A 21526-nucleotide genomic window follows, 5' to 3' on the forward strand; every position below is an offset into this window, starting at 1 on the left:
CAACCTCCCAGGCGGCTGAGTAGGCTTTGCCCTGTGCCGCTACCCCCCGATTCAAGCCCGACGCTGTCGGCCTACGCCCACCCCGAACGCTTGGTCACCGCCGACTGGTTGTCCGGCCACCTGGGCTCGCCCGGTCTGGCGATCGTCGAATCCGACGAGGACGTGTTGCTCTACGACGTCGGGCATATCCCCGGCGCGGTCAAGATCGACTGGCACACCGACCTCAACGACCCGCGGGTCCGCGACTACATCTCCGGTGCGCAGTTCGCGGAACTGATGAATCGCAAAGGCATCTCGCGCGACGACACCGTGGTGATCTACGGCGACAAGAGCAACTGGTGGGCGGCGTACGCGCTGTGGGTGTTCACGTTGTTCGGCCACCCCGATGTGCGGCTGCTCAACGGCGGGCGTGACCTGTGGCTGTCCGAGCGACGGGATACCAGCCTCGAGGTGCCGACCAGGACCTCGACGGACTATCCCGTCGTCGCGCGCAACGACGCACCGATCCGCGCCTACCGGGACGACGTGCTGGACATCCTGGGCAGCCAGCCGCTGATCGATGTGCGCTCGCCCGACGAGTACACCGGCAAGCGCACGCACATGCCCGACTACCCCGAAGAGGGCGCGCTGCGCGCCGGCCATATCCCCACCGCCCGGTCGATCCCGTGGGGGAGGGCGGTCGACGAGAACGGCCGGTTCCGCAGCCGCGAAGAGCTCGAAGAGCTGTACGGCTTCCTGCAACCGGACGACAAGACCGTCGTCTACTGCCGCATCGGCGAGCGGTCCAGCCACACCTGGTTCGTGCTCACCCATTTACTGGGCAAGCCCGGCGTCCGCAATTACGACGGGTCGTGGACCGAGTGGGGCAACACCGTGCGGGTGCCGATCGTCGCGGGCGAAGAACCGGGAGCCGTACCCGCGCGATGACTCTGCCCGCTGCCCTGGCCGAGGTGGTGTCCGACTTCGCTGAAGTGCAGGGCCAGGACAAGCTGAGGCTCTTGCTGGAGTTCGCCGACGACCTGCCGGATCTGCCCGACGATCTGGCCGAAGCAGCGATGGAGCCGGTTCCCGAGTGCCAGTCGCCGCTGTTCTTGCATGTCGACGCCCACGACCCGAATCGGGTACGGCTGTATTTCAGCGCCCCCGCCGAAGCGCCGACCACCCGCGGATTCGCCTCGATCCTGGCCGCCGGGCTCGACGAGCAACCCGCCGCCGACATCCTCGCGGTGCCCGAAGATTTCTACAGTGAGCTCGGCTTGGCCGCTCTGATCAGCCCGCTGCGCTTGCGGGGCATGTCGGCGATGCTGGCTCGCATCAAACGGCGATTGCGCGAGACGGCTTGAGTGGGACCGGGTATCGGCGCTCTCGGCGCGCCGCCTAAACTTCCCCCGACACGACTTGTAAGAAATTCTCTTAGAGACGAAGACGACGTCTAGCCATACACAGGAGGCGCAGGTGCCTAGTCACGCCAGCTCACGGATCTCCAAGGTGCTCGTCGCCAACCGCGGCGAAATCGCCGTCCGGGTGATCCGGGCGGCCCGCGACGCGGGTCTGTCCAGCGTGGCGGTGTACGCCGAGCCCGACGCCGACGCGCCGCACGTGCGGCTGGCCGACGAGGCGTTCGCCCTGGGCGGTCAGACTTCCGCCGAGTCCTACCTGGACTTCGGCAAAATCCTCGACGCGGCGGCCAAATCCGGCGCCAACGCCATCCACCCCGGTTACGGCTTCCTCTCGGAGAACGCCGACTTCGCCCAGGCGGTGCTGGACGCCAACCTGATCTGGATCGGGCCCAGCCCGCAGTCGATCCGCGACCTCGGTGACAAGGTCACCGCCCGCCACATCGCGGCCCGCGCCCAGGCCCCGCTGGTGCCCGGCACCCCCGACCCGGTCAAGGACGCCGACGAGGTGGTGGCCTTCGCCAAGGAGTACGGCGTACCGATCGCGATCAAGGCGGCCTTCGGTGGCGGTGGCCGCGGCATGAAGGTGGCCCGCAGCATCGAGGAGATCCCCGAGCTGTTCGAGTCGGCCACCCGTGAGGCCGTCGCGGCGTTCGGTCGCGGCGAATGCTTCGTCGAGCGCTACCTGGACAAGCCGCGCCACGTCGAGGCCCAGGTGATCGCCGACCAGCACGGCAACGTCGTCGTCGCCGGTACCCGCGACTGCTCGCTGCAGCGCCGCTTCCAGAAGCTGGTGGAAGAAGCGCCGGCACCGTTTTTGACCGACGCGCAGCGCAAGGAGATCCACGAGTCGGCCAAGCGGATCTGCAAGGAGGCGCACTACTACGGCGCCGGAACCGTCGAGTACCTGGTCGGCCAGGACGGCCTGATCTCGTTCCTGGAGGTCAACACCCGTCTGCAGGTGGAGCACCCGGTTACCGAGGAGACCGCGGGCATCGACCTGGTGCGCCAGCAGTTCAAGATCGCCAACGGCGAAAAGCTGGACCTCACCGAGGACCCGACGCCGCGCGGGCACGCGATCGAGTTCCGGATCAACGGCGAAGACGCCGGCCGCGGCTTCCTGCCCGCTCCCGGCCCGGTCACCCGCTACGACACCCCCGGCGGCCCCGGCGTCCGGGTGGATTCCGGCGTCGAGGCCGGGTCGGTGATCGGCGGCCAGTTCGACTCGATGCTGGCCAAGCTGATCGTGCACGGCGCCACCCGTGAGGAGGCGCTGGCGCGGTCGCGCCGGGCACTGGACGAGTTCCACATCGAGGGCCTCGCCACGGTCATCCCGTTCCACCGCGCCGTGGTGAGTGACCCGGCGTTCATCGGCGACGACAACGGCTTCACGGTGCACACCCGCTGGATCGAAACCGAATGGGACAACACCATCGAGCCGTTCACCGCGGGCGAGCCCCTCGACGAGGACGACGCCCAGCCGCGGCAGAAGGTGGTCGTCGAGGTCGACGGCCGGCGGCTCGAGGTCTCGCTGCCCGGCGACCTGGCGCTGTCCAACGGCGGCGGTAGTGGCGTGACGGGCGCCGGCGTCGTCCGCAGGAAGCCGAAGCCCCGCAAGCGCGGCTCGCACGGCGGTGCGGCGGCCTCGGGTGATGCGGTCACCGCGCCGATGCAGGGCACCGTGGTCAAGGTCGCGGTCGAGGAAGGCCAGCAGGTCGCCGTCGGTGATCTGGTGGTGGTGCTCGAGGCGATGAAGATGGAGAACCCGGTCACCGCGCACAAGGAGGGCACCATCACCGGTCTCGCGGTCGAGGCCGGTGCCGCCATCACTCAGGGCACGGTGCTCGCCGAGATCAAATAGTCCCTGACCAGGCTTCCTGGGAATCGGCTCGGTAAACGTTGTCGCTCTCCGGCACCCCGGGTAGGGTTGCGTTCAGGTTGAGTTCACAGCCGCCCGGACCACGTCAGCGCCGCGCGGAAGGCGAATTCCCACCGCTCAACCGTTGTCGTAGTCCTCACAGCAATCCTCGGTCGAGGGAGTGAAGCGATGTCTGTGGCCCAGTCCTGGCAGCAATGCCGAACGGCCCAATTCAGCGCCCTTTCGAGCGCGTCGGGCACGGTCATCACGGTGGACGGCGAGCTCGACGCCGCGAACTCGGATCAGCTCGCCGTCTACGCAGCGCACCGCGCACGACACGCCGGGCGAGTGATCCTCGACCTGCGCGAGCTGGATTTCATTGGTACTGCGGGCTTTTCGGCACTGCACCGGATCAACGTGGTGTGCTCGGGCGCCCAGGTGAGCTGGGCGATGGTGCCGAGCCCCGCGGTCGGGCGGCTGTTGCGTGTCTGCGACCCCGACGGCACCCTGCCGGTGACGACGCCGGGCGACGAGCCGCTGCTGCGGCACGCCGCGCGGCCGCTACTCCAGCTGGTCGCGCAGGCGCGTTAGCGATTTAGCCAGCAGCCGCGATACGTGCATCTGCGAAATGCCGACTCGCTCCGCGATCTGTGTCTGCGTCATCGACTCAAAGAACCTGAGCACCAACACCGTTCGCTCCCGCTCGGGCAGGCCCTCGAGCAACGGGCGTAGCGATTCGCGGTCCTCGATGCGATCGATGCTGGCGTCGACGTCGCCCAGGGTGTCGGCGATCGCGCGGGTGTCCTCCTCGTCGCCGCCGCCCCCACCGCTGTCGATGGACAGGGTGTTGTAGGAGCTGCCCGCCACCAGACCCTCGACCACCTCGGCGCGGTCCATTTCCAGCTCGGCCGCGAGTTCGGTTGCGGTAGGCGCCCGCCCGAGGCGTTGCGACAGATCGGCGGTGGCGCTGCCGAGCCGCAGATGCAGCTCCTTGAGGCGCCGCGGAACCTTGACCGACCAGCTGTTGTCCCGGAAGTGCCGGCGGACCTCACCCATGATCGTGGGCACCGCGAACGACACGAAGTCCGATCCGGTTTCGACGTCGAAGCGCACCACGGCGTTGACCAATCCGACCCGTGCCACCTGAACCAGGTCGTCGCGCGGCTCGCCGCGGCCCTCGAACCGGCGGGCGATGTGATCGGCCAGCGGCAGACACCGCTCAACGATCTTGTCCCGTTGGCGCTGGAATTGTGCCGAGTCGGTTCCGATCGTCGCCAGCTCACGGAACATATCCGGAACGTCGGCGTATTCGTTTGGGCGTGATGAGCCCGAACCGCCGTCAGCTTGCGCTGTCACCGGCTAGCGGCCGCCCGTCGCGCCGTCAGCGTGATTCCGAATACGCTGCCGGTTTCACTTGGTTCACGTCCGTCATGGAAGGTCTGGACGTCGTCGGCCAGCGACGTCAGGACATGCCAGCTGAAGCTGCCGGGCGACACCACGTCGTAGGTGTCGCAGGCGGCGGATGCCTCGACCACCAACTCGTCTTCTCGGGGGTCGACCACCACGCTCAGGGTCGCGTCCGGGGTGGCCGACCGGATCAATCGGGTGCAGACCTCGTCGACCGCGAGCCGCAGATCCGCCACGGCGTCGAAATCGAGATCCTCGTAGGTGCCGATCGCGCCCACCAGGGTGCGCAGCATCGCCAGGTTCTCCAGGCGCGCAGCAACATGCAATTCGACGGCGCGGTGGCCGCGTTGGCGCTGTTCAGCGCGCAATCCAATATCGGTCATATGGTCTCCCGGCAACGTTTGGCTCACACTACCCCTCGTTTTGGGGCGCGCCATTCGTCACTCGATACGGACGCGCCAGACACCACCGGCCAACCCGGGACACGCACACTCGGGCGCATCGCATTGGTCGCCGGAATCACACGAGCCCTTCTCGTCATCGCAGTAGGCATGATCGGATCGGTGCCGCGCGCATCATCATCGCAGGCACTCATCATGGTTTAGACCTGATACCCATTCAACGGGGCGCATAACCTACGAATTTCGGTGAGCAGCGTCGCCTATCAGCTGTCGGGCGACTGCCTGGCCACCTCGGGATGGTCGGCGTACCACCGGTCGAGAAGCCGGCGTACCCGCCGGTGCTCGACGGCCAGCCACGCCAGGCCCATCACCGTGACGACAATCGCCGTCACGCCCGCGGTCATGCCCTCGTGCTGATGTCCGGTGGCGAAGGCCGCAAGGCTTCCGCACACCGCGACCACACCGGCAACCACCATCAGGTATCCGGGCCAGTGCAATACGTCGATCAGTGATTCGCCGGCGAGTGGCCGCGTCGTCCGCAAATGGTCGACGGGGTCGTGATAGGTGTCTCCCATGGCTGCTCCTCGCGTCGCACCACTAATTATTAGAGCCCCAGCGCCGGACCCGCAATTGCCGGAACTCCCATGGAGACGGTGACGATCATCAGCGTCAACAAAAACCAGCCCGCGCCGTGCCATCCCCACCAGGTGCCCTCGACGCGCCAGACCCGGTAGGTGCGCACGAACGCCCACAGGCCGCCGGCGAACAGGATCAGCGGACCCCCGATGGCCAGCAGGGTTCGCTGCGGCGCACCGCAGGCCGCCGTGTCCACACCCGTTCCCGGACAGGTGCTGACCCACAAGGCGGCCATGACGATGAATCCGACCCCCGCGGCCGCGGCCAAGACGGTGAAGCGGATGGCGGCGCGCACCTCGCCGTCTTCGGAACCCAGGCGATCACCCGGTGATCGCTCATCTGCTCTCGGCATTTGAGAACCTCGTATCCCGCGTGCTGACTGCGGTTGGTATTTCGTCCGCAACGAAGGATTAGTTACAGCTTCATAAGGATTTTCTTTCCGCGCCCGAACGCCGGTCAAGTACCCGCTACCGCCAGGACGTCACGCACCGCCGCAATCGCCACATCGATTTCGGCCCGCGACACCGTCAGCGCGGGACGGAACCGAACGCCGTCCGTCCCGGCGGGCAGCACGATCACCCCCCGGTGCCACAGCCGGCGGACCAACTCGTCACGATCGGCGGTGGTCGCCAGGCTGAATGCACACATCAGCCCGCGGCCGCGCGGGTCGAACACCAACGCCGGGAACTCGTCGGCGAGTTCGTCCAGCCGCCCGCGCAGGTAGCGGCCCTGCTGAGCGGCACGGTCGAACAGCGCGTCGGCTTCGATGACCTCCAGGATGCGGCGCGCCCGCACCATGTCGGTCAGATTGCCGCCCCACGTCGAGTTGATCCGGGAGGAGATCGCGAAGACGTTGTCGGCGATCTCGTCGACCCGCCGGCCGGCCATCACCCCGCAGACCTGTGTCTTCTTGCCGAACGCCACAACATCGGGTTGCACGCCCAATTGCTGGTAGGCCCAAGGGGTTCCGGTCAACCCGCAGCCGGTCTGCACCTCGTCGAAGATCAGCAACGCATCGTGTTCGTCGCACAGCTCGCGCATCGCGGCGAAGAACTCCGGCCGGAAGTGGCGGTCGCCGCCCTCACCCTGGATCGGTTCGGCGATGAAGCAGGCGATGTCGTTCGGGTGGGCCGCGAATGCCGCGCGGGCCTGGCGCAGCGACTCGGCCTCGACCGCGTCCATATCGGCGCCCGGCCGGATGAACGGCGCGTCGATGCGCGGCCAGTCGAACTTCGGGAAGCGGGCCACGGTGACGGGCTTGGTGTTGGTCAGCGACAGCGTGTAGCCGCTGCGGCCGTGGAAGGCACCGCGCAGATGCAGCACTCGGGTGCCGAGCTCGGCGTCGATGCCGAGTCTCTCGTTGCGCCGGCTCTTCCAGTCGAAGGCCACCTTGAGCGCGTTCTCCACCGCGAGTGCGCCGCCATCGACGAAGAACAGATGCGGCAGCGCCGGGTCGCCCAGCACCCGGGCGAACGTCTCGACGAAGCCGGCCATCGCGACCGTGTACACGTCGGCGTTGCTCGGCTTGTTCAGCGCGGCCTCGGTGAGCTCGGCGCGGAACTCCTCGTCGTCGGCCAGGGCCGGATGGTTCATCCCCAGCGCCGACGAGGCGAAGAAGGTGAACATGTCGAGGTAGCGCCGGCCGTCGCGGGCGTCGACCAGATACGAGCCGGACGACCGGGTCAGGTCGAGCACGAAATCAAAACCGTCGACCAGCATGCTGCGCGACAGCACCTCGTGAACCTGGTCGGGTTCGGGCTGCACGCCGGTCAGCGCAAGGGAGTTCAGGACGGCAGTCATACCGCCCATGCTAGCTTAGTTTTTACGGATTCATGACGCCATTGTCGTAATTTTTATGGTATGTGTTGGCGATCACTGTAAAAAGTATTGAGAATGATGGTGCTGCGGGTCTGGACGTTCGCCGCGGTCCGGATTCGCTGCAGCAGATCCTCGAGTGCTCGCGGCGACGCGACGCGCACCAGCAGGACGTAGCTTTCCTCGCCGGCCACCGAGTGGCACGCCTCGATCTCCTCGATGTGCGCCAGGCGGGCGGGCGCATCATCGGGTTGGGAGGGATCGAGAGGAGTGATGGCCACGAACGCCGATAGCAGATGCCCGACCGCCTCGGGTTTGATCCGCGCGGAGTATCCCGAGACCACGCCGCGGGCCTCCAGCCGGCGCACCCGGGATTGCACCGCCGAGACCGACAGCCCGGCGCTCGCGGCCAGCTCTGCCAGCGTTGCGCGTCCGTCCGCGACCAGCCGGCGCACCAGGATCCGGTCGATGTCGTCGAGCGACTCACTCATGGCCCGGAATTATCCATGAGCCGCGCCAAGAGGCTGGTGACCTGGCAGCTTCGCGAACGCTTCGCCGCGGGGCTGTCGGCCATGTACGCCGGCGAGGTGCCCGCCTACGGCACCCTGGTCGAGGTCAGCGGGCAGGTCAACGCCGACTACGCGGCACGTCATCCGGGCGCCGAACGGCTGGGCTCGTTGGCGCGGGTCACCGCCGAACGCCACGGCGCCATCCGGGTGGGCAGCCCGGCCGAACTGGCGGCCGTCGCCGACTTGTTCTCGGCGTTCGGCATGGTGCCGGTCGGGTACTACGACCTGCGGTCGGCTCGCTCGCCAATTCCGGTGGTATCGACGGCTTTTCGGCCTATCGACGCAAACGAACTGGCGCGCAATCCTTTTCGGGTGTTCACGTCGATGCTGGCGACCCGCGATCGCCGGTACTTCGATCCCGACCTGCGCACCCGCGTCGAGACGTTCATCGCACGCCGTGAGCTGTTCGACCCCGCGCTGCTCGATCGGGCCCGGTTCATCGCGGCCGAGGGCGCCTGTGACGCCGAGGAGGCCGACGCGTTCGTCGCCGCCGCGGTGGGCGCGTTCGCGCTGTCGCGTGAACCGATCAACAAGTCCTGGTACGACGAGCTGTCCCGGGTCTCCGCGGTGGCCGCCGATATCGCGGGGGTGTGTTCCACCCACATCAACCACCTGACGCCGCGGGTCCTGGACATCGACGAGCTGTACCAGCGGATGACCAAACGTGGCATCACCATGATCGATACGATCCAGGGCCCGCCCCGCACCGACGGGCCCGCAGTGTTGTTGCGCCAGACGTCATTTCGCGCCCTCGCCGAACCATGCCTGTTTCGCGGCCGAGACGGCACCGTGAACTCGGGCAGTCTGCGGGTGCGGTTCGGTGAGGTCGAGGCGCGCGGCGTGGCGCTGACCCCGCGCGGGCGCGAGCGCTACGACGCGGCGATGGCCCGCCTGGTGGCCGAAGACGATCCCGCCCGGGTCTGGGGCGAGCACTTCCCGGCGACCGACGCCGAGATGGCGGCGCAGCGGCTGGCCTACTACCGCGGCGGCGACCCGGCCGCACCGATCGTCTACGAAGACTTTCTGCCGGCCTCGGCGGCGGGCATCTTCCGGTCCAACCTGGACCGCGACACCAGGGCAGCCGGTGGGATCGACGATTCTGGATACGACGCCGGGTGGCTGGCGGGCACGATCGGCCACCATATCCATGACCCGTATGCGCTCTACGAAGCGCTGTCCCAGGAGGCACCGAAGTGAACCTGCCGACGATCGACGAGTTGCGCGACCGGGCCCGTGCGGCCCTGCGGGCGACCGGCACCGACGTCAGCCTCGGCGAGCCGGGCGGACCCGGCCTGGCGGCCAGCACGCCGATCACCGGTGAGGTGCTTTTCACCGTCGCACCCACCTCCGACGAGCAGGCCGAGCGTGCCGTCGCCGCGGCCGCCGAGGCCTTTTCGGCGTGGCGTAACACCCCCGCCCCGGTGCGCGGCGCCCTGGTGGCCCGGCTCGGCGAGCTGCTCGCCGAACACAAGAACGACCTCGCGACGCTGGTGACCCTCGAGGTCGGCAAGATCACCTCCGAAGCCCTGGGCGAAGTGCAGGAAATGATCGACATCTGCCAGTTCGCCGTCGGCCTGTCGCGCCAGCTCTACGGCCGGACCATCGCCTCGGAACGCCCCGGCCACCGGCTGGCCGAGACCTGGCATCCGCTCGGCGTGGTCGGCGTGATCACCGCGTTCAACTTCCCGGTCGCGGTCTGGGCGTGGAACACCGCGGTGGCCCTGGTGTGCGGGGACACGGTGGTGTGGAAACCCTCGGAGCTGACGCCGTTGACGGCGCTGGCCGCCCACGCGCTGATCCGCCGGGCCGCCGCGGATGTCGGCGCGCCGCCCGCGGTGAGCGAGCTGGTGCTGGGCGATCGCGACCTGGGCGAGCGGCTGGTCGACGACCCGCGGATCGCGCTGCTGTCCGCGACGGGTTCGGTGCGGATGGGCCGGCAGGTCGGTCCGCGGGTGGCCGCGCGCTTCGGGCGGGCGCTGCTGGAGCTGGGCGGCAACAACGCGGCCATCGTGACGCCGTCGGCCGATCTGGACCTGGCGGTGCGCGCCATCGTCTTCGCCGCCGCGGGCACCGCCGGGCAGCGCTGCACCAGCCTGCGCCGGCTGATCGTGCATCGCTCGGTGGCCGACGTAGTCGTACAGCGGGTGGCGTCCGCTTTCAAGCAGTTGCCGATCGGCGACCCGTCGGCACCCGACACGCTCATCGGCCCGCTGATTCACGAGACCGCCTACCGCGACATGGTGGGCGCGCTGGAACAGGCACGCGTCGAGGGCGGCAAGGTTTTCGGCGGCGAGCACCAGGAGGCCGCGGCCGGCGAGCACCCCAGCGCCTACTACGTCGCACCGGCCGTGGTGCGCATGCCCGCACAGACCGACATCGTGGCGGCCGAGACGTTCGCGCCGATCCTCTACGTGCTGACCTACGACGAGCTGGACGAGGCGATCGCGCTCAACAACGGCGTGCCGCAAGGGCTCTCGTCGGCCATCTTCACGACCGACCTGCGTGAGGCCGAGCGATTCCTGGACGGGTCCGATTGCGGTATCGCCAACGTCAATATCGGCACATCGGGGGCCGAAATCGGCGGCGCGTTCGGCGGCGAGAAGCAAACCGGCGGCGGACGGGAATCCGGTTCGGACGCGTGGAAGGCCTACATGCGACGTGCCACCAACACCGTCAACTACTCCGGCGAGCTGCCGCTGGCGCAAGGTGTGGAGTTCGGATAAACGCGGTCTGAATTATGGCCGACCCTTCGTGAGTACTATCTGACACATGCCAACGGCTAGGAGGCGGCTGTCCCCCGAGGATCGGCGCGCCGAACTGCTTGCGTTAGGGGCGGAAGTCTTCGGGAAGCGGCCCTACGACGAGGTCCGCATTGACGAGATCGCCGAGCGCGCGGGCGTCTCGCGCGCCCTGATGTATCACTACTTCCCCGACAAGCGCGCGTTCTTCGCCGCGGTCGTCAAGGACGAAGCGGATCGCCTCTACGAGGCCACCAACAAAGAGCCGATGGCCGGGCTGACGATGTTCGAAGAGGCGCGCATGGGCGTGCTGGCCTACATGGCCTATCACGAGCAGAACCCGGAAGCCGCCTGGGCGGCCTACGTCGGTCTCGGCCGGTCCGACCCGGTTCTGCTGGGCGTCGAGGACGACGCCAAGAACCGCCAGCTCGAGCACATCATGACCCGCATCCACGAGGTCGTGGCCGCGGTTCCGGGCGCCAAGCTGGAGCCGGACATCGAACGCGACCTGCGGGTGATCCTCAACGGCTGGATCGCGTTCACCTTCGAGCTGTGCCGCCAACGCATCATGGACCCGACCACCAGCGCCGAGCGCCTGGCCGACTCGTGCGCGCACACGCTGCTCGACGCGATCACCCGGGTGCCCGAGATTCCCGAGGAACTCGCCCACGCGATGGCGACCGCTCGCCACAAACCGCAGTAGGGACGTCGTTGTCGGTGTCTGTTGGCACCATGGCCAGGTGAGCACCGCAGCACTCGGGAAGTTCAGCGAGACCACCCGCGAGTGGTTCACCAGCACCTTCCCCGCCCCGACCACCGCGCAGGCGGCGGCCTGGGACGCCATCGCCGACGGCAACAACACGCTGGTCATCGCCCCGACCGGCTCCGGAAAGACGCTGGCGGCGTTTCTGTGGGCCCTGGACTCTTTGGCCGCCGCGGACGAACGTCCGCGCGGCACCCGGGTGCTGTACGTGTCACCGCTCAAGGCGCTGGCAGTCGACGTCGAGCGCAACCTGCGCACCCCGCTGGCCGGGCTGACCAGGATCGCCGAGCGCCACGGTCTTCCCGCGCCCGACATCAGCGTCGGGGTCCGCTCGGGTGACACCCCGCCGGCGCAGCGTCGCCAACTCATCAACTCCTCGCCCGATGTGCTGATCACCACGCCCGAGTCGCTGTTTCTGATGCTGACCTCGGCCGCGCGCGAAACGCTGGCCGGCGTCCAGACCGTGATCGTCGACGAGGTGCACGCCATCGCCGCCGGCAAGCGCGGCGCGCACCTGGCGGTGTCGCTGGAGCGGCTTCAGGATTTGTCACAAGACCTCCGCGAAGGACCGCCCGCACAGCGCATCGGATTGTCGGCGACGGTGCGCCCACCCGAGGAGCTGGCGCGGTTCCTGTCCGGCCAGCGCCCGACCACGATCGTGGCTCCGCCGTCGGCCAAGTCCTTCCAGCTCACCGTGCAGGTGCCGGTGCCCGACATGGCCAACCTGACCGACAACACCATCTGGCCCGACGTCGAGGCCCGCCTGGTCGACCTGATCGAAGCGCACAACTCGACCATCGTGTTCGCCAATTCGCGACGGCTGGCCGAACGACTTACCGCACGGCTCAACGAAATTCACGCCGAGCGCAGCGGTGTCGAACTGTCCACCGAAGCCAACCCGAAGGTGGCCGGTGGGGCGCCGGCGCACATCATGGGCAGCGGCCAGACCTACGGCGCCGACGCCGTTTTGGCCCGCGCCCACCACGGATCGGTCAGCAAGGAGCAGCGCGCCCTGGTCGAAGAGGACCTCAAACGCGGCCTGCTCAAGGCGGTGGTGGCCACCTCCAGCCTGGAGCTGGGCATCGACATGGGTGCGGTCGACCTGGTGATCCAGGTGGAGGCGCCGCCGTCGGTGGCCAGCGGCCTGCAACGCATCGGGCGGGCCGGCCATCAGGTCGGTGAGGTGTCGCAAGGTGTGTTGTTCCCTAAGCACCGCACCGACCTGATCAGCTGTGCGGTCAGTGTGCAACGGATGCTGGCCGGGCAGATCGAGACGATGCGGGTGCCCGCCAACCCGCTCGACATCCTCGCGCAGCAGACCGTCGCGGCGGCCGCGCTGGAACCGCTGGACGCCGACCGGTGGTTCGACACGGTGCGCCGCAGCGCCCCGTTCTCGACCCTGCCGCGCAGCGTGTTCGAGGCCACCCTGGACCTGCTGAGCGGCAAGTACCCGTCCACCGAATTCGCCGAGCTGCGGCCGCGGCTGGTCTACGACCGCGACACCGGAACGCTGACCGCCCGGCCCGGTGCGCAGCGGCTGGCCGTCACCTCCGGCGGCGCGATCCCCGACCGCGGGATGTTCACCGTCTATCTGGCCAGCGAGTCCGAAAAGCCCTCGCGGGTAGGTGAACTCGACGAGGAGATGGTCTACGAGTCACGTCCCGGCGACGTCATCTCGCTCGGTGCCACCAGCTGGCGGATCACCGAGATCACCCATGACCGGGTGCTGGTGATTCCCGCGCCCGGCCTGCCCGCCCGGCTACCGTTCTGGCACGGCGACGGAGTCGGCCGCCCCGCCGAGCTCGGCGCGGCGCTGGGCGCATTCACCGGCGAGCTGGCCGGACTGGATCGCGAAGCATTCGGAATACGTTGTGCTGCATTGGGTTTCAACGACTACGCGACCGACAACCTGTGGGTGTTGCTCGACGATCAACGGACCGCGACCGGGACGGTGCCGACCGACACCACCCTGCTGGTCGAGCGATTCCGCGACGAGCTCGGTGACTGGCGGGTGATCCTGCACTCGCCGTACGGGCTGCGGGTGCACGGGCCGCTCGCGCTGGCGGTGGGCCGGCGGCTGGCCGAACGGTACGGCATCGACGAGAAGCCGACCGCCTCCGACGACGGCATCGTCGTGCATCTGCCGGACACGCTCGAGGAAATCCCGCCCGGCGCAGAGATTTTCGTCTTCGACGCCGACGAGATCGACCCGATCGTCACCGGCGAGGTGGGCGGTTCGGCGTTGTTCGCGTCGCGGTTCCGCGAATGCGCGGCGCGTGCGCTGCTGCTGCCGCGCCGGCACCCCGGCAAGCGCTCGCCGCTGTGGCACCAGCGCCAGCGCGCGGCCCAATTGCTGGAAGTGGCCCGCAAATACCCCGACTTCCCGATCGTGCTGGAGACCGTCCGGGAATGCCTGCAGGACGTCTACGACGTCCCGGCCCTGGTCGATCTGATGACCGGCATCGCCGCGCGCCGGGTGCGGGTGCTCGAGACCGAAACGGCCAAGCCGTCACCGTTCGCGGCGTCGCTGCTGTTCGGCTACGTCGGCGCGTTCATGTACGAGGGCGATTCCCCGCTCGCCGAGCGCCGCGCCGCGGCTCTGTCGCTGGACAGCACGCTGCTGGCCGAGTTGCTCGGCCGGGTCGAACTGCGTGAGCTGCTGGATCCCGACGTCGTCGCCGCGACCGGGCGCCAGCTGCAGCATCTGAGCGCCGACCGGGCCGCCCGCGATGCCGAGGCGGTCGCGGACCTGCTGCGGCTGCTGGGCCCGCTGACCGAGGACGAGGTCGCGGCGCGGTCCGAGGCTGCCGACGGCATCGATATTGGAGGCTGGCTGGAAGGCCTGCGCGCCGCCCGGCGCGCGCTGACGGTGTCGTTCGCGGGCCGCACCTGGTGGGTGGCGATCGAGGACGTCGGCCGGCTGCGCGACGCGGTCGGCGTGGCCGTCCCGCTGGGCGTCCCGGCCACGTTCACCGAGCAGGTGGCCGACCCACTGGGCGAGCTGCTGGGCCGGTACGCGCGCACCCGCACCCCGTTCACCACGGCCGAGGCCGCCGCCCGGTTCGGCCTGGGGCTACGGGTGACGGCCGACGTGCTGAACCGGATGGCCGGTGACGGCCGGCTGGTGCGCGGCGACTTCGTCACTCCCGATGTCACTTCCGGCGTCGGCGGCATCGGCGCCGAACAATGGTGTGACGCGGACGTGTTGCGGATTCTGCGGCGGCGTTCGCTGGCCGCGCTGCGTGCCCAGGTCGAGCCGGTCAGCACCGCGGCCTACGGCCGGTTCCTGCCCGCCTGGCATCACGTGTCATCACCCCAGTCCGGCCTTGACGGCTTGGTCTCCGCGATCGATCAGCTGGCCGGTGTTCGGATACCGGCGTCGGCGCTCGAACCGCTGGTGCTGGCACCGCGGGTGACCGACTATTCGCCGGCGATGCTCGACGAACTGCTGGCGGCCGGGGAGGTCACCTGGTCGGGCGCGGGGTCGATCTCGGGCAGCGACGGGTGGATCGCGCTGCACGCCAGCGATTCGGCCCCGTTGACCCTCACGGCACCCGACGAGATCGACTTCACCGACACCCATCGCGCGATCCTGGACACGCTGGCCGGCGGCGGCGCGTACTTCTTCCGCCAGCTCACCCCCGGCCTCCCCGAAACCGCGCTCAAAGACGCACTGTGGGAACTGATCTGGGCCGGCTGGATCACCGGCGACACGTTCGCCCCGGTGCGTGCGCTGCTCACCGGCGCCCGCAAGCGCTCGGCCCCCGCCCACCGCACCCGGCGTCCGCCGCGGCTGAGCCGCTACAGCGTCGCGCACCCTCACTCCAGGACCACCGACGCGACCGTGGCCGGCCGCTGGTCGGCGCTGCCGGCCCCCGAGCCCGATTCCACCCTGCGCGCCCACTACCAAGCCGAACTGCTACTCAACCGGCACGGCGTCCTGACCCGTGGCGCGGTGACGGCGGAGAATGTGCCGGGCGGATTCGCCACCCTCTACAAGGTGCTGAGCACATTCGAAGAGGCGGGCAGGTGTCAGCGTGGGTACTTCGTCGAGTCGCTGGGCGGCGCTCAATTCGCCGTCGCCTCGACCGTCGACCGGCTGCGCAGCTACCTCGACGGGATCGACCCGGAGCGGCCCGAATACCGGGCGGTGGTGCTGGCCGCGGCCGATCCGGCCAACCCGTACGGTTCCGCCTTGCCCTGGCCCGACCGGGCCGGGGCACGCCCGGGTCGCAAGGCCGGCGCGCTCGTCGTCCTGGTCGACGGCGAACTGGCCTGGTTCCTCGAGCGCGGCGGACGGTCCATGCTGACCTTCACCGATGACCCCGGCGCCCATCACGCCGCGGCCCAAGGCCTGGCCGACCTGGTCGCCGCGCGACGCGTCGAGTCGATCCTCGTCGAACGCATCGACGGGGTGCCGGCCCTGCAGCCGTTGGCCGGCGGGCCGAGCCCGGTCGCCGAGGCACTGTCGGACGCCGGCTTCGCGCGCACGCCGCGCGGAATGCGGCTGCGGTGAGGCTGCCAGGCAACCATGCCCGAGGGTGACACCGTCTGGCACACCGCGGCCATGCTGCGCGAGCACCTGGCCGGTCAGACGCTGACGCGCTGCGATGTCCGGGTGCCGCAATTCGCCACGGTCGACCTCACCGGCGACGTGGTGGACGAAGTGCTCAGCCGCGGCAAACACCTGTTCATCCGGGTGGGGCGGGCCAGCATTCACTCACACCTGAAGATGGACGGCAGCTGGCGAGTCGGAAATCGCCCGGTCCGGGCAGACCATCGGGCTCGTATCATATTGGAAGCCAACGATATTCGTGCCGTCGGGATCGACCTGGGGGTGCTCGAGATTCTCGACCGCGACCACGACGGCGAAGCGGTCGCGCACCTGGGACCCGATCTGCTGGGCCCGGACTGGGATCCCGTGGTCGCCGCCGCAAACCTGGTCGCACAGCCGGACCGGCCAATCGCCGAGGCGCTGCTCGACCAGCGGGTGCTGGCCGGGGTGGGCAACGTCTACTGCAACGAGTTGTGTTTCGTCAGCGGACACCTGCCCACCGCGCCGGTCAGGGCTATCGCCGACCCGCGCCGTTTGGTTTCGCGAGCCCGGGACATGTTGTGGGCCAACCGCTTCCGTTGGAACCGTTGCACCACCGGTGATACCCGGGCGGGCCGGCAGCTATGGGTCTACGGCCGTTCCGGGCAAAGCTGCCGTCGCTGCGGAACCCGCATCAGCGTCGACGATGCCGCCGCGCGGGTGGCCTACTGGTGCCCGTCGTGTCAGCGCTGATTCCCGCTAGTCTCGGGCGTGCGCCAGGAAGAACTGCGCGATCGATTCCGATCCGTCCAGCGCGCGCGTGGTCGGCCCGATGACGGCCTTGGGCAGATACTGTTTGCCGCCCGGCCAGGTGTGGCCGCCTTTGTCGATTTGATAGAAGACCACCTCGGTCGCGGCCGCGCACGCCGTTGAATCGAAGCGGTGCACGACGGTGCCGTCGCCGACATTGGGCAACACCTCTGCCACCGGCTCACCCTGGCAGCGGTCGGCGGAACGCCACTTGTCCACCATGCTTTTGACCGAGATGGAGTGGCTCAGCCCGCCGCGACCGCGTACATCGCCGCCGTTGAAATGCACCAGCGGATCGGCGGTCCCGTGCGCCTCCCACACCGAAACCGGCTGCGACGGGTTGCATGCCACGCCCACCCCGAGCGTGCCCGCCACCGGCGCGATAGCCGAAAAAACATCAGCACGATCGCAAGCCAGCCTGTTGGACATGAAGCCGCCGTTGGACATTCCGGTGACGAAGACGTGCCCGGGCGCGATGTTGTAGTCATTGCGCAGCTTGTCGGCCAGCCCGACCAGGAAGCCGACGTCGTCGACGTGACGGCGATCGGCCGGCGATGCCCCCCGTCCGTCGGCCCAGCTCTTGTCATAGCCGTCGGGGTAGACCACCAGCAGGTTGTTGGCGTCGGCGACGGCGTCGAACTCGGTCAGGCCCTTCTGACCCTTTCCGCTGCCGCCGCCTCCGTGCAGGCTCAGCACCAAACCGACGGGATCGCCCGGCGGCACATGCATGACGTAGGTCCTGTCCAGGCCGCCGGAACGAAACGTCCCGGACAGATCGTGCGGCGTGGCCGCCGATACATGCTGCACGCCGCAGCCGACAAGACAGACCGCCAGCAGCGCCAGCGCTATCCATCGTTCGTACGGCATGGGGGTCAAATTACCGACCGCGCTTGCCGATCTGACAAGTCGGGCGGGCGATAGCCGTACCGGTGCTGAAAACGGCCATGTTCAACTGCTCGTCAGACTTGGTCACATTGGCAACGATCGCGATTTGAGCGATGATGAGGGACGTGAAAATTGGCAAGCCCGGCCCCCTCCACACACCGTCGGGCACCCGACTCGTAGCTGCGATGGCCGTCTCGCTTGGCGTGCTCGGCGCGGCCGTAGCCCCGGCTGCCCGCGCCGACGCGACCGACGACAAGTTCATCCAACTTCTGATTTCCGACGGCATCACCCACGAGTCGGTCCCCGCTGCCATCGCCGCAGCGCGGAAGGTCTGCGAGTACCTCGCACAGGGGATGACGCCCAACGAGGTCGTCATCGACGTGATGAACAGCAGTAGCCTGCCCGACTACGACGCCGGGTACTTCGTCGGCGCCGCCATCCGCGCCTACTGCCCGCAATACAAGCCGCCGCCGGAGCCTGCTCCGCCGCCGCCCGCGGCCTAACGAAACGGCCACAAACCACCACAAAACGGCGTGCTCACGCCGTGTTAGCGCCATCCGTCTGTACGCTTTAACAAAAGGTGAACAAATGGAGGCTAAATAATGATCGCGAAGATAATTATTGGTGGTGCCGTCGTTCTGGGTGCCACGGTTGGACTCGCAGCGCCGGCCAGCGCGGACGTGGTGTTCAACCAATTCTCCTGTACCTGCGGGGCACCGCCCCCATTCGCCAGCCCGCTGGCCGCGGATCGCATCAACCAGGGCATCAACGACGCCCTGACCCGCGTGCTGCCGGGCGACAACAGCTAGCCAGCGGCGCCCTGTCCGACCGCTTGGACGGACGCGTGCTCGTGTAGCTCCTTCTCGACGTTCACCGGAACCGGCATCAGGTCGAAGACGACCTCTTTGACGGTTCCGGTGAACGCGTAGGGCGCCCGGTCCTCGTAGTCGCGGTCGACGACCAACCCGTTGTCCCGCCCGATGTCCATCCCGGCGTAGGACGTGAAGGCCAGGCTCACCGTTTGGGGCAGTTCCCCCTCGCCGATCAACCGATCGTCGGCCCAGAGCGTCACGCGCCCACCGGAACCGACGACGGGCTGCGCCGATTCGAACAGCATCCGCACGGTCAGATCGCCGACGGGAAGCGCCTCGGTCGATACCTGCCGATAGGTCTCGACTCCCAGGAACGAATACGTGTGGTGCAGTTTGCGTTCCTCGTCGACCCACAACGCGAACCCGCCCATGAAATCGGCGTTGGCGACGAGCACCCCCTGTGCGCCCTCGTCGGGGATGTGCAGCCGCGCCTCGATCGCGTACGAACGGCCGAAGATCCGCGGCACCATGCCGCGCTGAATGTTCTGCACACCGCCGGAGAAGGTGAACCGCGCGGTGGTGGGCAGCGGCGGCAGGTCACCGAACATCACCGCAAGCCCGCCGAGTAGTGGCAGTACCCGGTTGTTTTCGGCTTCTTGCCACCAAAGTTGTTGCAGCTCTGCGAGCTTGTCGGGGTGCTCGGCGGCCAGGTCGTTGGCCTGTGAGAAGTCGTCGGGCAGGTAATACAGCTCCCAGATGTCGTCGTCGGGGTTGTAGTTGCCGGGCGCGAACCGCTGCATCGTCTGCGGCGACAGGTCCCAGGGCGCCTTGTCCAGCCGGGCGCACGCCCACCACCCGTCCTTGTAGAGGGCGCGGCTGCCGAAGTTCTCGAAGTACTGCACGGTGTGCCGCTCTTGGGCCGCCGCGTCGTCGAAGGTGTGGACGAAACTGGTTCCGTCCATCGGCTCCTGCTCGAAGCCGTCGACACTGCTCGGTTCCGGTAAACCGATGGCCTCCAACACGGTTGGCGCAATGTCGATGCAGTGTGTGAACTGGTCGCGCACTTGCGCGTCGGGCCGGATCCGGCTGGGCCAGGCCACCACCATCGGATCGCGGGTGCCGCCGAGGTGGCTGCCCATCTGCTTGCCCCACTGGTACGGGGTGTTGTTGGCGTGCGCCCAGGCGCTCGCGAAGTGCGGTGCGGTGTCCTCGTCGCCGAGCGCCTCGATCCCACCGTATTGCTCGATGAGCTGCAACTGCTGTTCGGCGGTGAGGTCCAGGCCGTTGATGAACGTCATCTCGTTGAACGAACCCGTGTTGGTGCCCTCCATGCTGGCGCCGTTGTCGCCCCAGATGTAGAAGACGAGCGTGTTGTCGGACTCGCCGAGATCGTCGATCGCATCGAGCAGGCGACCGACGTTCCAGTCCGCGTTTTCCGAGAACCCCGCGAACACCTCCATCTGCCGGGCATAGAGCTTGCGCTGAGTATCCGACAGGCTGTCCCACGCCGGGAAGAGATCGGGCCGCTCGGTGAGTTCGGCGTCGGCTGGGACGATGCCGAGCTGCTTCTGCCGTTCGAATGTCTTCTCCCGGTACACATCCCAGCCCTCGTCGAACTGGCCCCGGTACTTGTCGGCCCACTCGGCGAACACGTGGTGCGGCGCGTGGGTGGCACCGGTGGAGTAGTACATCATCCACGGCTTGGTGGCGTTGGCGGCGCGGACGGTGTGCAGCCACTGCACGGCCTTGTCGGTGAGATCGTCGGGGAAGTAGTACGGCTTGTCGTCTTGCCCCTGCGGGATGCCGAGGACGGAGTTGTCCTGGCTGATGATCGGGTCGTACTGGCCTGCCGCTCCCGACGGGAAACCCCAGAAGTGGTCGAATCCCCAACCGAGCGGCCAGTTGTCGAACGGCCCCGCCGCCCCTTGCACGTTGTCCGGGGTCAGATGCCACTTACCGAAAGCGCCTGTGACATAACCGTTGTCGCGCAGAATGCGCGGCAGCGCGGCACAACTGCGCGGCTTGGCGGTCGAGTAGCCCGGGTAGGGACCGGGGAACTCGCAGACCGATCCGAACCCGACCCGGTGGTGGTTGCGCCCGGTCAGCAACGCCGCACGAGTCGGCGAGCACACTGCGGTGACGTGAAAACGGTTGTAGGCCAATCCATTCTGCGCGACCCGCGACAACGTCGGGGTGTGGATGGCACCGCCGAAGGTGTCCGGGCCGCCGAACCCGGCGTCGTCGATCAGCACGATCAGCACGTTCGGTGCACCGTCGGGCGCGGACGCGCCGGGCACGATCGTCCAGTCCCCAACCGACTCGGCCACGGTGCGGCCCACCGTGCCGCCGAAGCTGCGCTGGGGTATCGGCAGCCGGGTGCGGTCCGGGTTGAATTTGCCCATCGCCTCTTCGAGCGCCGCGCCGAAGCCGCGCAATGTCGAGTGACCCAGCTCCGCAACAGATTTCATCGGTGATCCGGCCAGCACCTGCTCGACGGCCAGCCGGGACTCGCCCGGGACCACGGTGATGATCACGGCGCCGTCGGTCGCCATCTGCTCCCCGATCTTGTCGGACAGCCCGCCCTTGATCTTCTGGTTCAAGAAGGTACCCGCCAGGGCCCCGGCCGCGGCGCCGACGGCCGCCGTGGCCACCGACACCGGCGAGAGCAGGCCGACCGCCAGCCCCGCCCCCGCGCCCCACTTGGCGCCGCGACGGCCCAGGCGATTGCCGCTGTCCACGAACACGCGATTGCCCTCGGCGTCCTTGCCGACCAGCACCGCGTCGCGCACCGCGACACTTTTGTCCTTGGCGCGGCCGATCAGCGTTTCAAAGTCCTGACGGGCAGCATCGAGTCCCTGATAGCCGGCGACGATGACCAGCGCGTGCACTTCGCTCATACCG

Annotated in this window: 19 protein-coding genes; 11 read left to right on the forward strand and 8 right to left on the reverse strand. The window is 68.3% G+C overall.

The features are described 5' to 3' along the window. Window positions 1-33: 33 nt before the first annotated feature. From G6N55_RS11020 to G6N55_RS11035, 4 genes are all read left to right on the forward strand, one after another. Window positions 34-927: a sulfurtransferase gene (locus G6N55_RS11020; RefSeq protein WP_085219994.1), complete on the forward strand. Its 894-nt coding sequence runs from the start codon at window positions 34-36 to the stop codon at window positions 925-927. Then, window positions 924-1343, forward strand: a complete 420-nt coding sequence (locus G6N55_RS11025; RefSeq protein ID WP_085219993.1) for a cysteine desulfuration protein SufE — start codon at window positions 924-926, stop codon at window positions 1341-1343. Before G6N55_RS11020 ends, G6N55_RS11025 begins: the two co-directional genes overlap by 4 nt. Before the next feature lie 112 nt (window positions 1344-1455). Beyond that, complete coding sequence (locus G6N55_RS11030; protein WP_085219992.1) at window positions 1456-3258, forward strand: acetyl/propionyl/methylcrotonyl-CoA carboxylase subunit alpha; 1803 nt, start codon at window positions 1456-1458, stop codon at window positions 3256-3258. A gap of 186 nt (window positions 3259-3444) precedes the next feature. Beyond that, a complete protein-coding gene (locus G6N55_RS11035) occupies window positions 3445-3846 on the forward strand; it encodes an STAS domain-containing protein (protein ID WP_085219991.1) in 402 nt (133 codons plus the stop codon). On the opposite strand, the gene G6N55_RS11040 is transcribed toward G6N55_RS11035, so the two are convergent. The 6 genes from G6N55_RS11040 to G6N55_RS11065 all read right to left on the reverse strand — a co-directional run bounded on the left by G6N55_RS11040 (window position 3817) and on the right by G6N55_RS11065 (window position 8005). Further along, entirely contained in the window at window positions 3817-4611 is a 795-nt protein-coding gene (locus G6N55_RS11040; RefSeq protein WP_085219990.1) for an RNA polymerase sigma factor SigF, read from the reverse strand. The two genes, G6N55_RS11035 and G6N55_RS11040, sit on opposite strands and share 30 nt — an antisense overlap. After that, entirely contained in the window at window positions 4608-5045 is a 438-nt protein-coding gene (locus G6N55_RS11045) for an ATP-binding protein (protein ID WP_085219989.1), read from the reverse strand. Before G6N55_RS11045 ends, G6N55_RS11040 begins: the two co-directional genes overlap by 4 nt. Window positions 5046-5326: 281 nt before the next feature. Then, complete coding sequence (gene usfY, locus G6N55_RS11050) at window positions 5327-5638, reverse strand: protein UsfY (protein ID WP_085219988.1); 312 nt, start codon at window positions 5636-5638, stop codon at window positions 5327-5329. A gap of 29 nt (window positions 5639-5667) precedes the next feature. After that, window positions 5668-6051 carry a hypothetical protein gene (locus G6N55_RS11055; RefSeq protein WP_085219987.1) on the reverse strand — a complete coding sequence of 128 codons (384 nt, stop codon included), beginning with the start codon at window positions 6049-6051 and terminating at the stop codon, window positions 5668-5670. A gap of 104 nt (window positions 6052-6155) precedes the next feature. Next, window positions 6156-7499, reverse strand: coding sequence for an L-lysine 6-transaminase (gene lat / locus G6N55_RS11060; protein ID WP_085219986.1), 1344 nt, complete (start codon window positions 7497-7499; stop codon window positions 6156-6158). Between the two features lie 53 nt (window positions 7500-7552). Then, window positions 7553-8005: an Lrp/AsnC family transcriptional regulator gene (locus G6N55_RS11065; protein WP_085219985.1), complete on the reverse strand. Its 453-nt coding sequence runs from the start codon at window positions 8003-8005 to the stop codon at window positions 7553-7555. A 15-nt stretch (window positions 8006-8020) separates the two neighbouring features. On the opposite strand from G6N55_RS11065, the gene hglS reads away from it, so the two are divergent. From hglS to nei2, 5 genes are read left to right on the forward strand one after another with little or no spacing between them, the layout of a single operon-like run. Continuing rightward, window positions 8021-9280 (forward strand): 2-oxoadipate dioxygenase/decarboxylase, encoded by a 1260-nt coding sequence (gene hglS, locus G6N55_RS11070; RefSeq protein ID WP_085219984.1) that lies wholly within the window; start codon window positions 8021-8023, stop codon window positions 9278-9280. Beyond that, on the forward strand, window positions 9277-10806 hold the full coding sequence (amaB, locus tag G6N55_RS11075; protein ID WP_085219983.1) for an L-piperidine-6-carboxylate dehydrogenase: 1530 nt from the start codon (window positions 9277-9279) through the stop codon (window positions 10804-10806). The genes hglS and amaB overlap by 4 nt, the downstream gene beginning before the upstream one ends. A gap of 46 nt (window positions 10807-10852) precedes the next feature. Then, complete coding sequence (locus G6N55_RS11080; RefSeq protein ID WP_085219982.1) at window positions 10853-11524, forward strand: TetR/AcrR family transcriptional regulator; 672 nt, start codon at window positions 10853-10855, stop codon at window positions 11522-11524. 37 nt (window positions 11525-11561) lie between these two features. Next, a complete protein-coding gene (locus G6N55_RS11085; protein ID WP_085219981.1) occupies window positions 11562-16100 on the forward strand; it encodes an ATP-dependent helicase in 4539 nt (1512 codons plus the stop codon). 15 nt (window positions 16101-16115) lie between these two features. Further along, on the forward strand, window positions 16116-16871 hold the full coding sequence (gene nei2 / locus G6N55_RS11090) for an endonuclease VIII Nei2 (RefSeq protein ID WP_085219980.1): 756 nt from the start codon (window positions 16116-16118) through the stop codon (window positions 16869-16871). 6 nt (window positions 16872-16877) lie between these two features. On the opposite strand, the gene G6N55_RS11095 is transcribed toward nei2, so the two are convergent. Beyond that, window positions 16878-17795, reverse strand: a complete 918-nt coding sequence (locus G6N55_RS11095; RefSeq protein WP_085219979.1) for an extracellular catalytic domain type 1 short-chain-length polyhydroxyalkanoate depolymerase — start codon at window positions 17793-17795, stop codon at window positions 16878-16880. A 203-nt stretch (window positions 17796-17998) separates the two neighbouring features. Between G6N55_RS11095 and G6N55_RS11100 the strand changes: the two genes are divergently transcribed. Then, window positions 17999-18316: a DUF732 domain-containing protein gene (locus tag G6N55_RS11100; RefSeq protein ID WP_085219978.1), complete on the forward strand. Its 318-nt coding sequence runs from the start codon at window positions 17999-18001 to the stop codon at window positions 18314-18316. Between the two features lie 99 nt (window positions 18317-18415). Next, window positions 18416-18622 (forward strand): hypothetical protein, encoded by a 207-nt coding sequence (locus G6N55_RS11105; protein ID WP_085219977.1) that lies wholly within the window; start codon window positions 18416-18418, stop codon window positions 18620-18622. Here the strand turns inward: G6N55_RS11105 and G6N55_RS11110 are convergent. Continuing rightward, window positions 18619-21522, reverse strand: a complete 2904-nt coding sequence (locus G6N55_RS11110) for an arylsulfatase (RefSeq protein ID WP_085219976.1) — start codon at window positions 21520-21522, stop codon at window positions 18619-18621. The two genes, G6N55_RS11105 and G6N55_RS11110, sit on opposite strands and share 4 nt — an antisense overlap. Window positions 21523-21526: the final 4 nt, after the last annotated feature.

This window comes from Mycobacterium florentinum (assembly GCF_010730355.1).
Taxonomy (GTDB): Bacteria; Actinomycetota; Actinomycetes; order Mycobacteriales; family Mycobacteriaceae; genus Mycobacterium; species Mycobacterium florentinum.

Excerpts from the sequence above, each read along its gene's own strand:
- G6N55_RS11025 (WP_085219993.1), top strand. The coding sequence starts at position 924 with ATGACTCTGCCCGCTGCCCTGGCCGAGGTGGTGTCCGACTTCGCTGAA.
- G6N55_RS11105 (WP_085219977.1), top strand. The coding sequence starts at position 18,416 with ATGATCGCGAAGATAATTATTGGTGGTGCCGTCGTTCTGGGTGCCACG.
- usfY (WP_085219988.1), bottom strand. The coding sequence starts at position 5,638 with ATGGGAGACACCTATCACGACCCCGTCGACCATTTGCGGACGACGCGG.
- lat (WP_085219986.1), bottom strand. The coding sequence starts at position 7,499 with ATGACTGCCGTCCTGAACTCCCTTGCGCTGACCGGCGTGCAGCCCGAA.
- G6N55_RS11080 (WP_085219982.1), top strand. The coding sequence starts at position 10,853 with ATGCCAACGGCTAGGAGGCGGCTGTCCCCCGAGGATCGGCGCGCCGAA.
- nei2 (WP_085219980.1), top strand. The coding sequence starts at position 16,116 with ATGCCCGAGGGTGACACCGTCTGGCACACCGCGGCCATGCTGCGCGAG.
- G6N55_RS11110 (WP_085219976.1), bottom strand. The coding sequence starts at position 21,522 with ATGAGCGAAGTGCACGCGCTGGTCATCGTCGCCGGCTATCAGGGACTC.
- G6N55_RS11035 (WP_085219991.1), top strand. The coding sequence starts at position 3,445 with ATGTCTGTGGCCCAGTCCTGGCAGCAATGCCGAACGGCCCAATTCAGC.
- G6N55_RS11095 (WP_085219979.1), bottom strand. The coding sequence starts at position 17,795 with ATGCCGTACGAACGATGGATAGCGCTGGCGCTGCTGGCGGTCTGTCTT.
- G6N55_RS11065 (WP_085219985.1), bottom strand. The coding sequence starts at position 8,005 with ATGAGTGAGTCGCTCGACGACATCGACCGGATCCTGGTGCGCCGGCTG.
- hglS (WP_085219984.1), top strand. The coding sequence starts at position 8,021 with ATGAGCCGCGCCAAGAGGCTGGTGACCTGGCAGCTTCGCGAACGCTTC.
- G6N55_RS11055 (WP_085219987.1), bottom strand. The coding sequence starts at position 6,051 with ATGCCGAGAGCAGATGAGCGATCACCGGGTGATCGCCTGGGTTCCGAA.
- G6N55_RS11045 (WP_085219989.1), bottom strand. The coding sequence starts at position 5,045 with ATGACCGATATTGGATTGCGCGCTGAACAGCGCCAACGCGGCCACCGC.
- G6N55_RS11100 (WP_085219978.1), top strand. The coding sequence starts at position 17,999 with ATGGCCGTCTCGCTTGGCGTGCTCGGCGCGGCCGTAGCCCCGGCTGCC.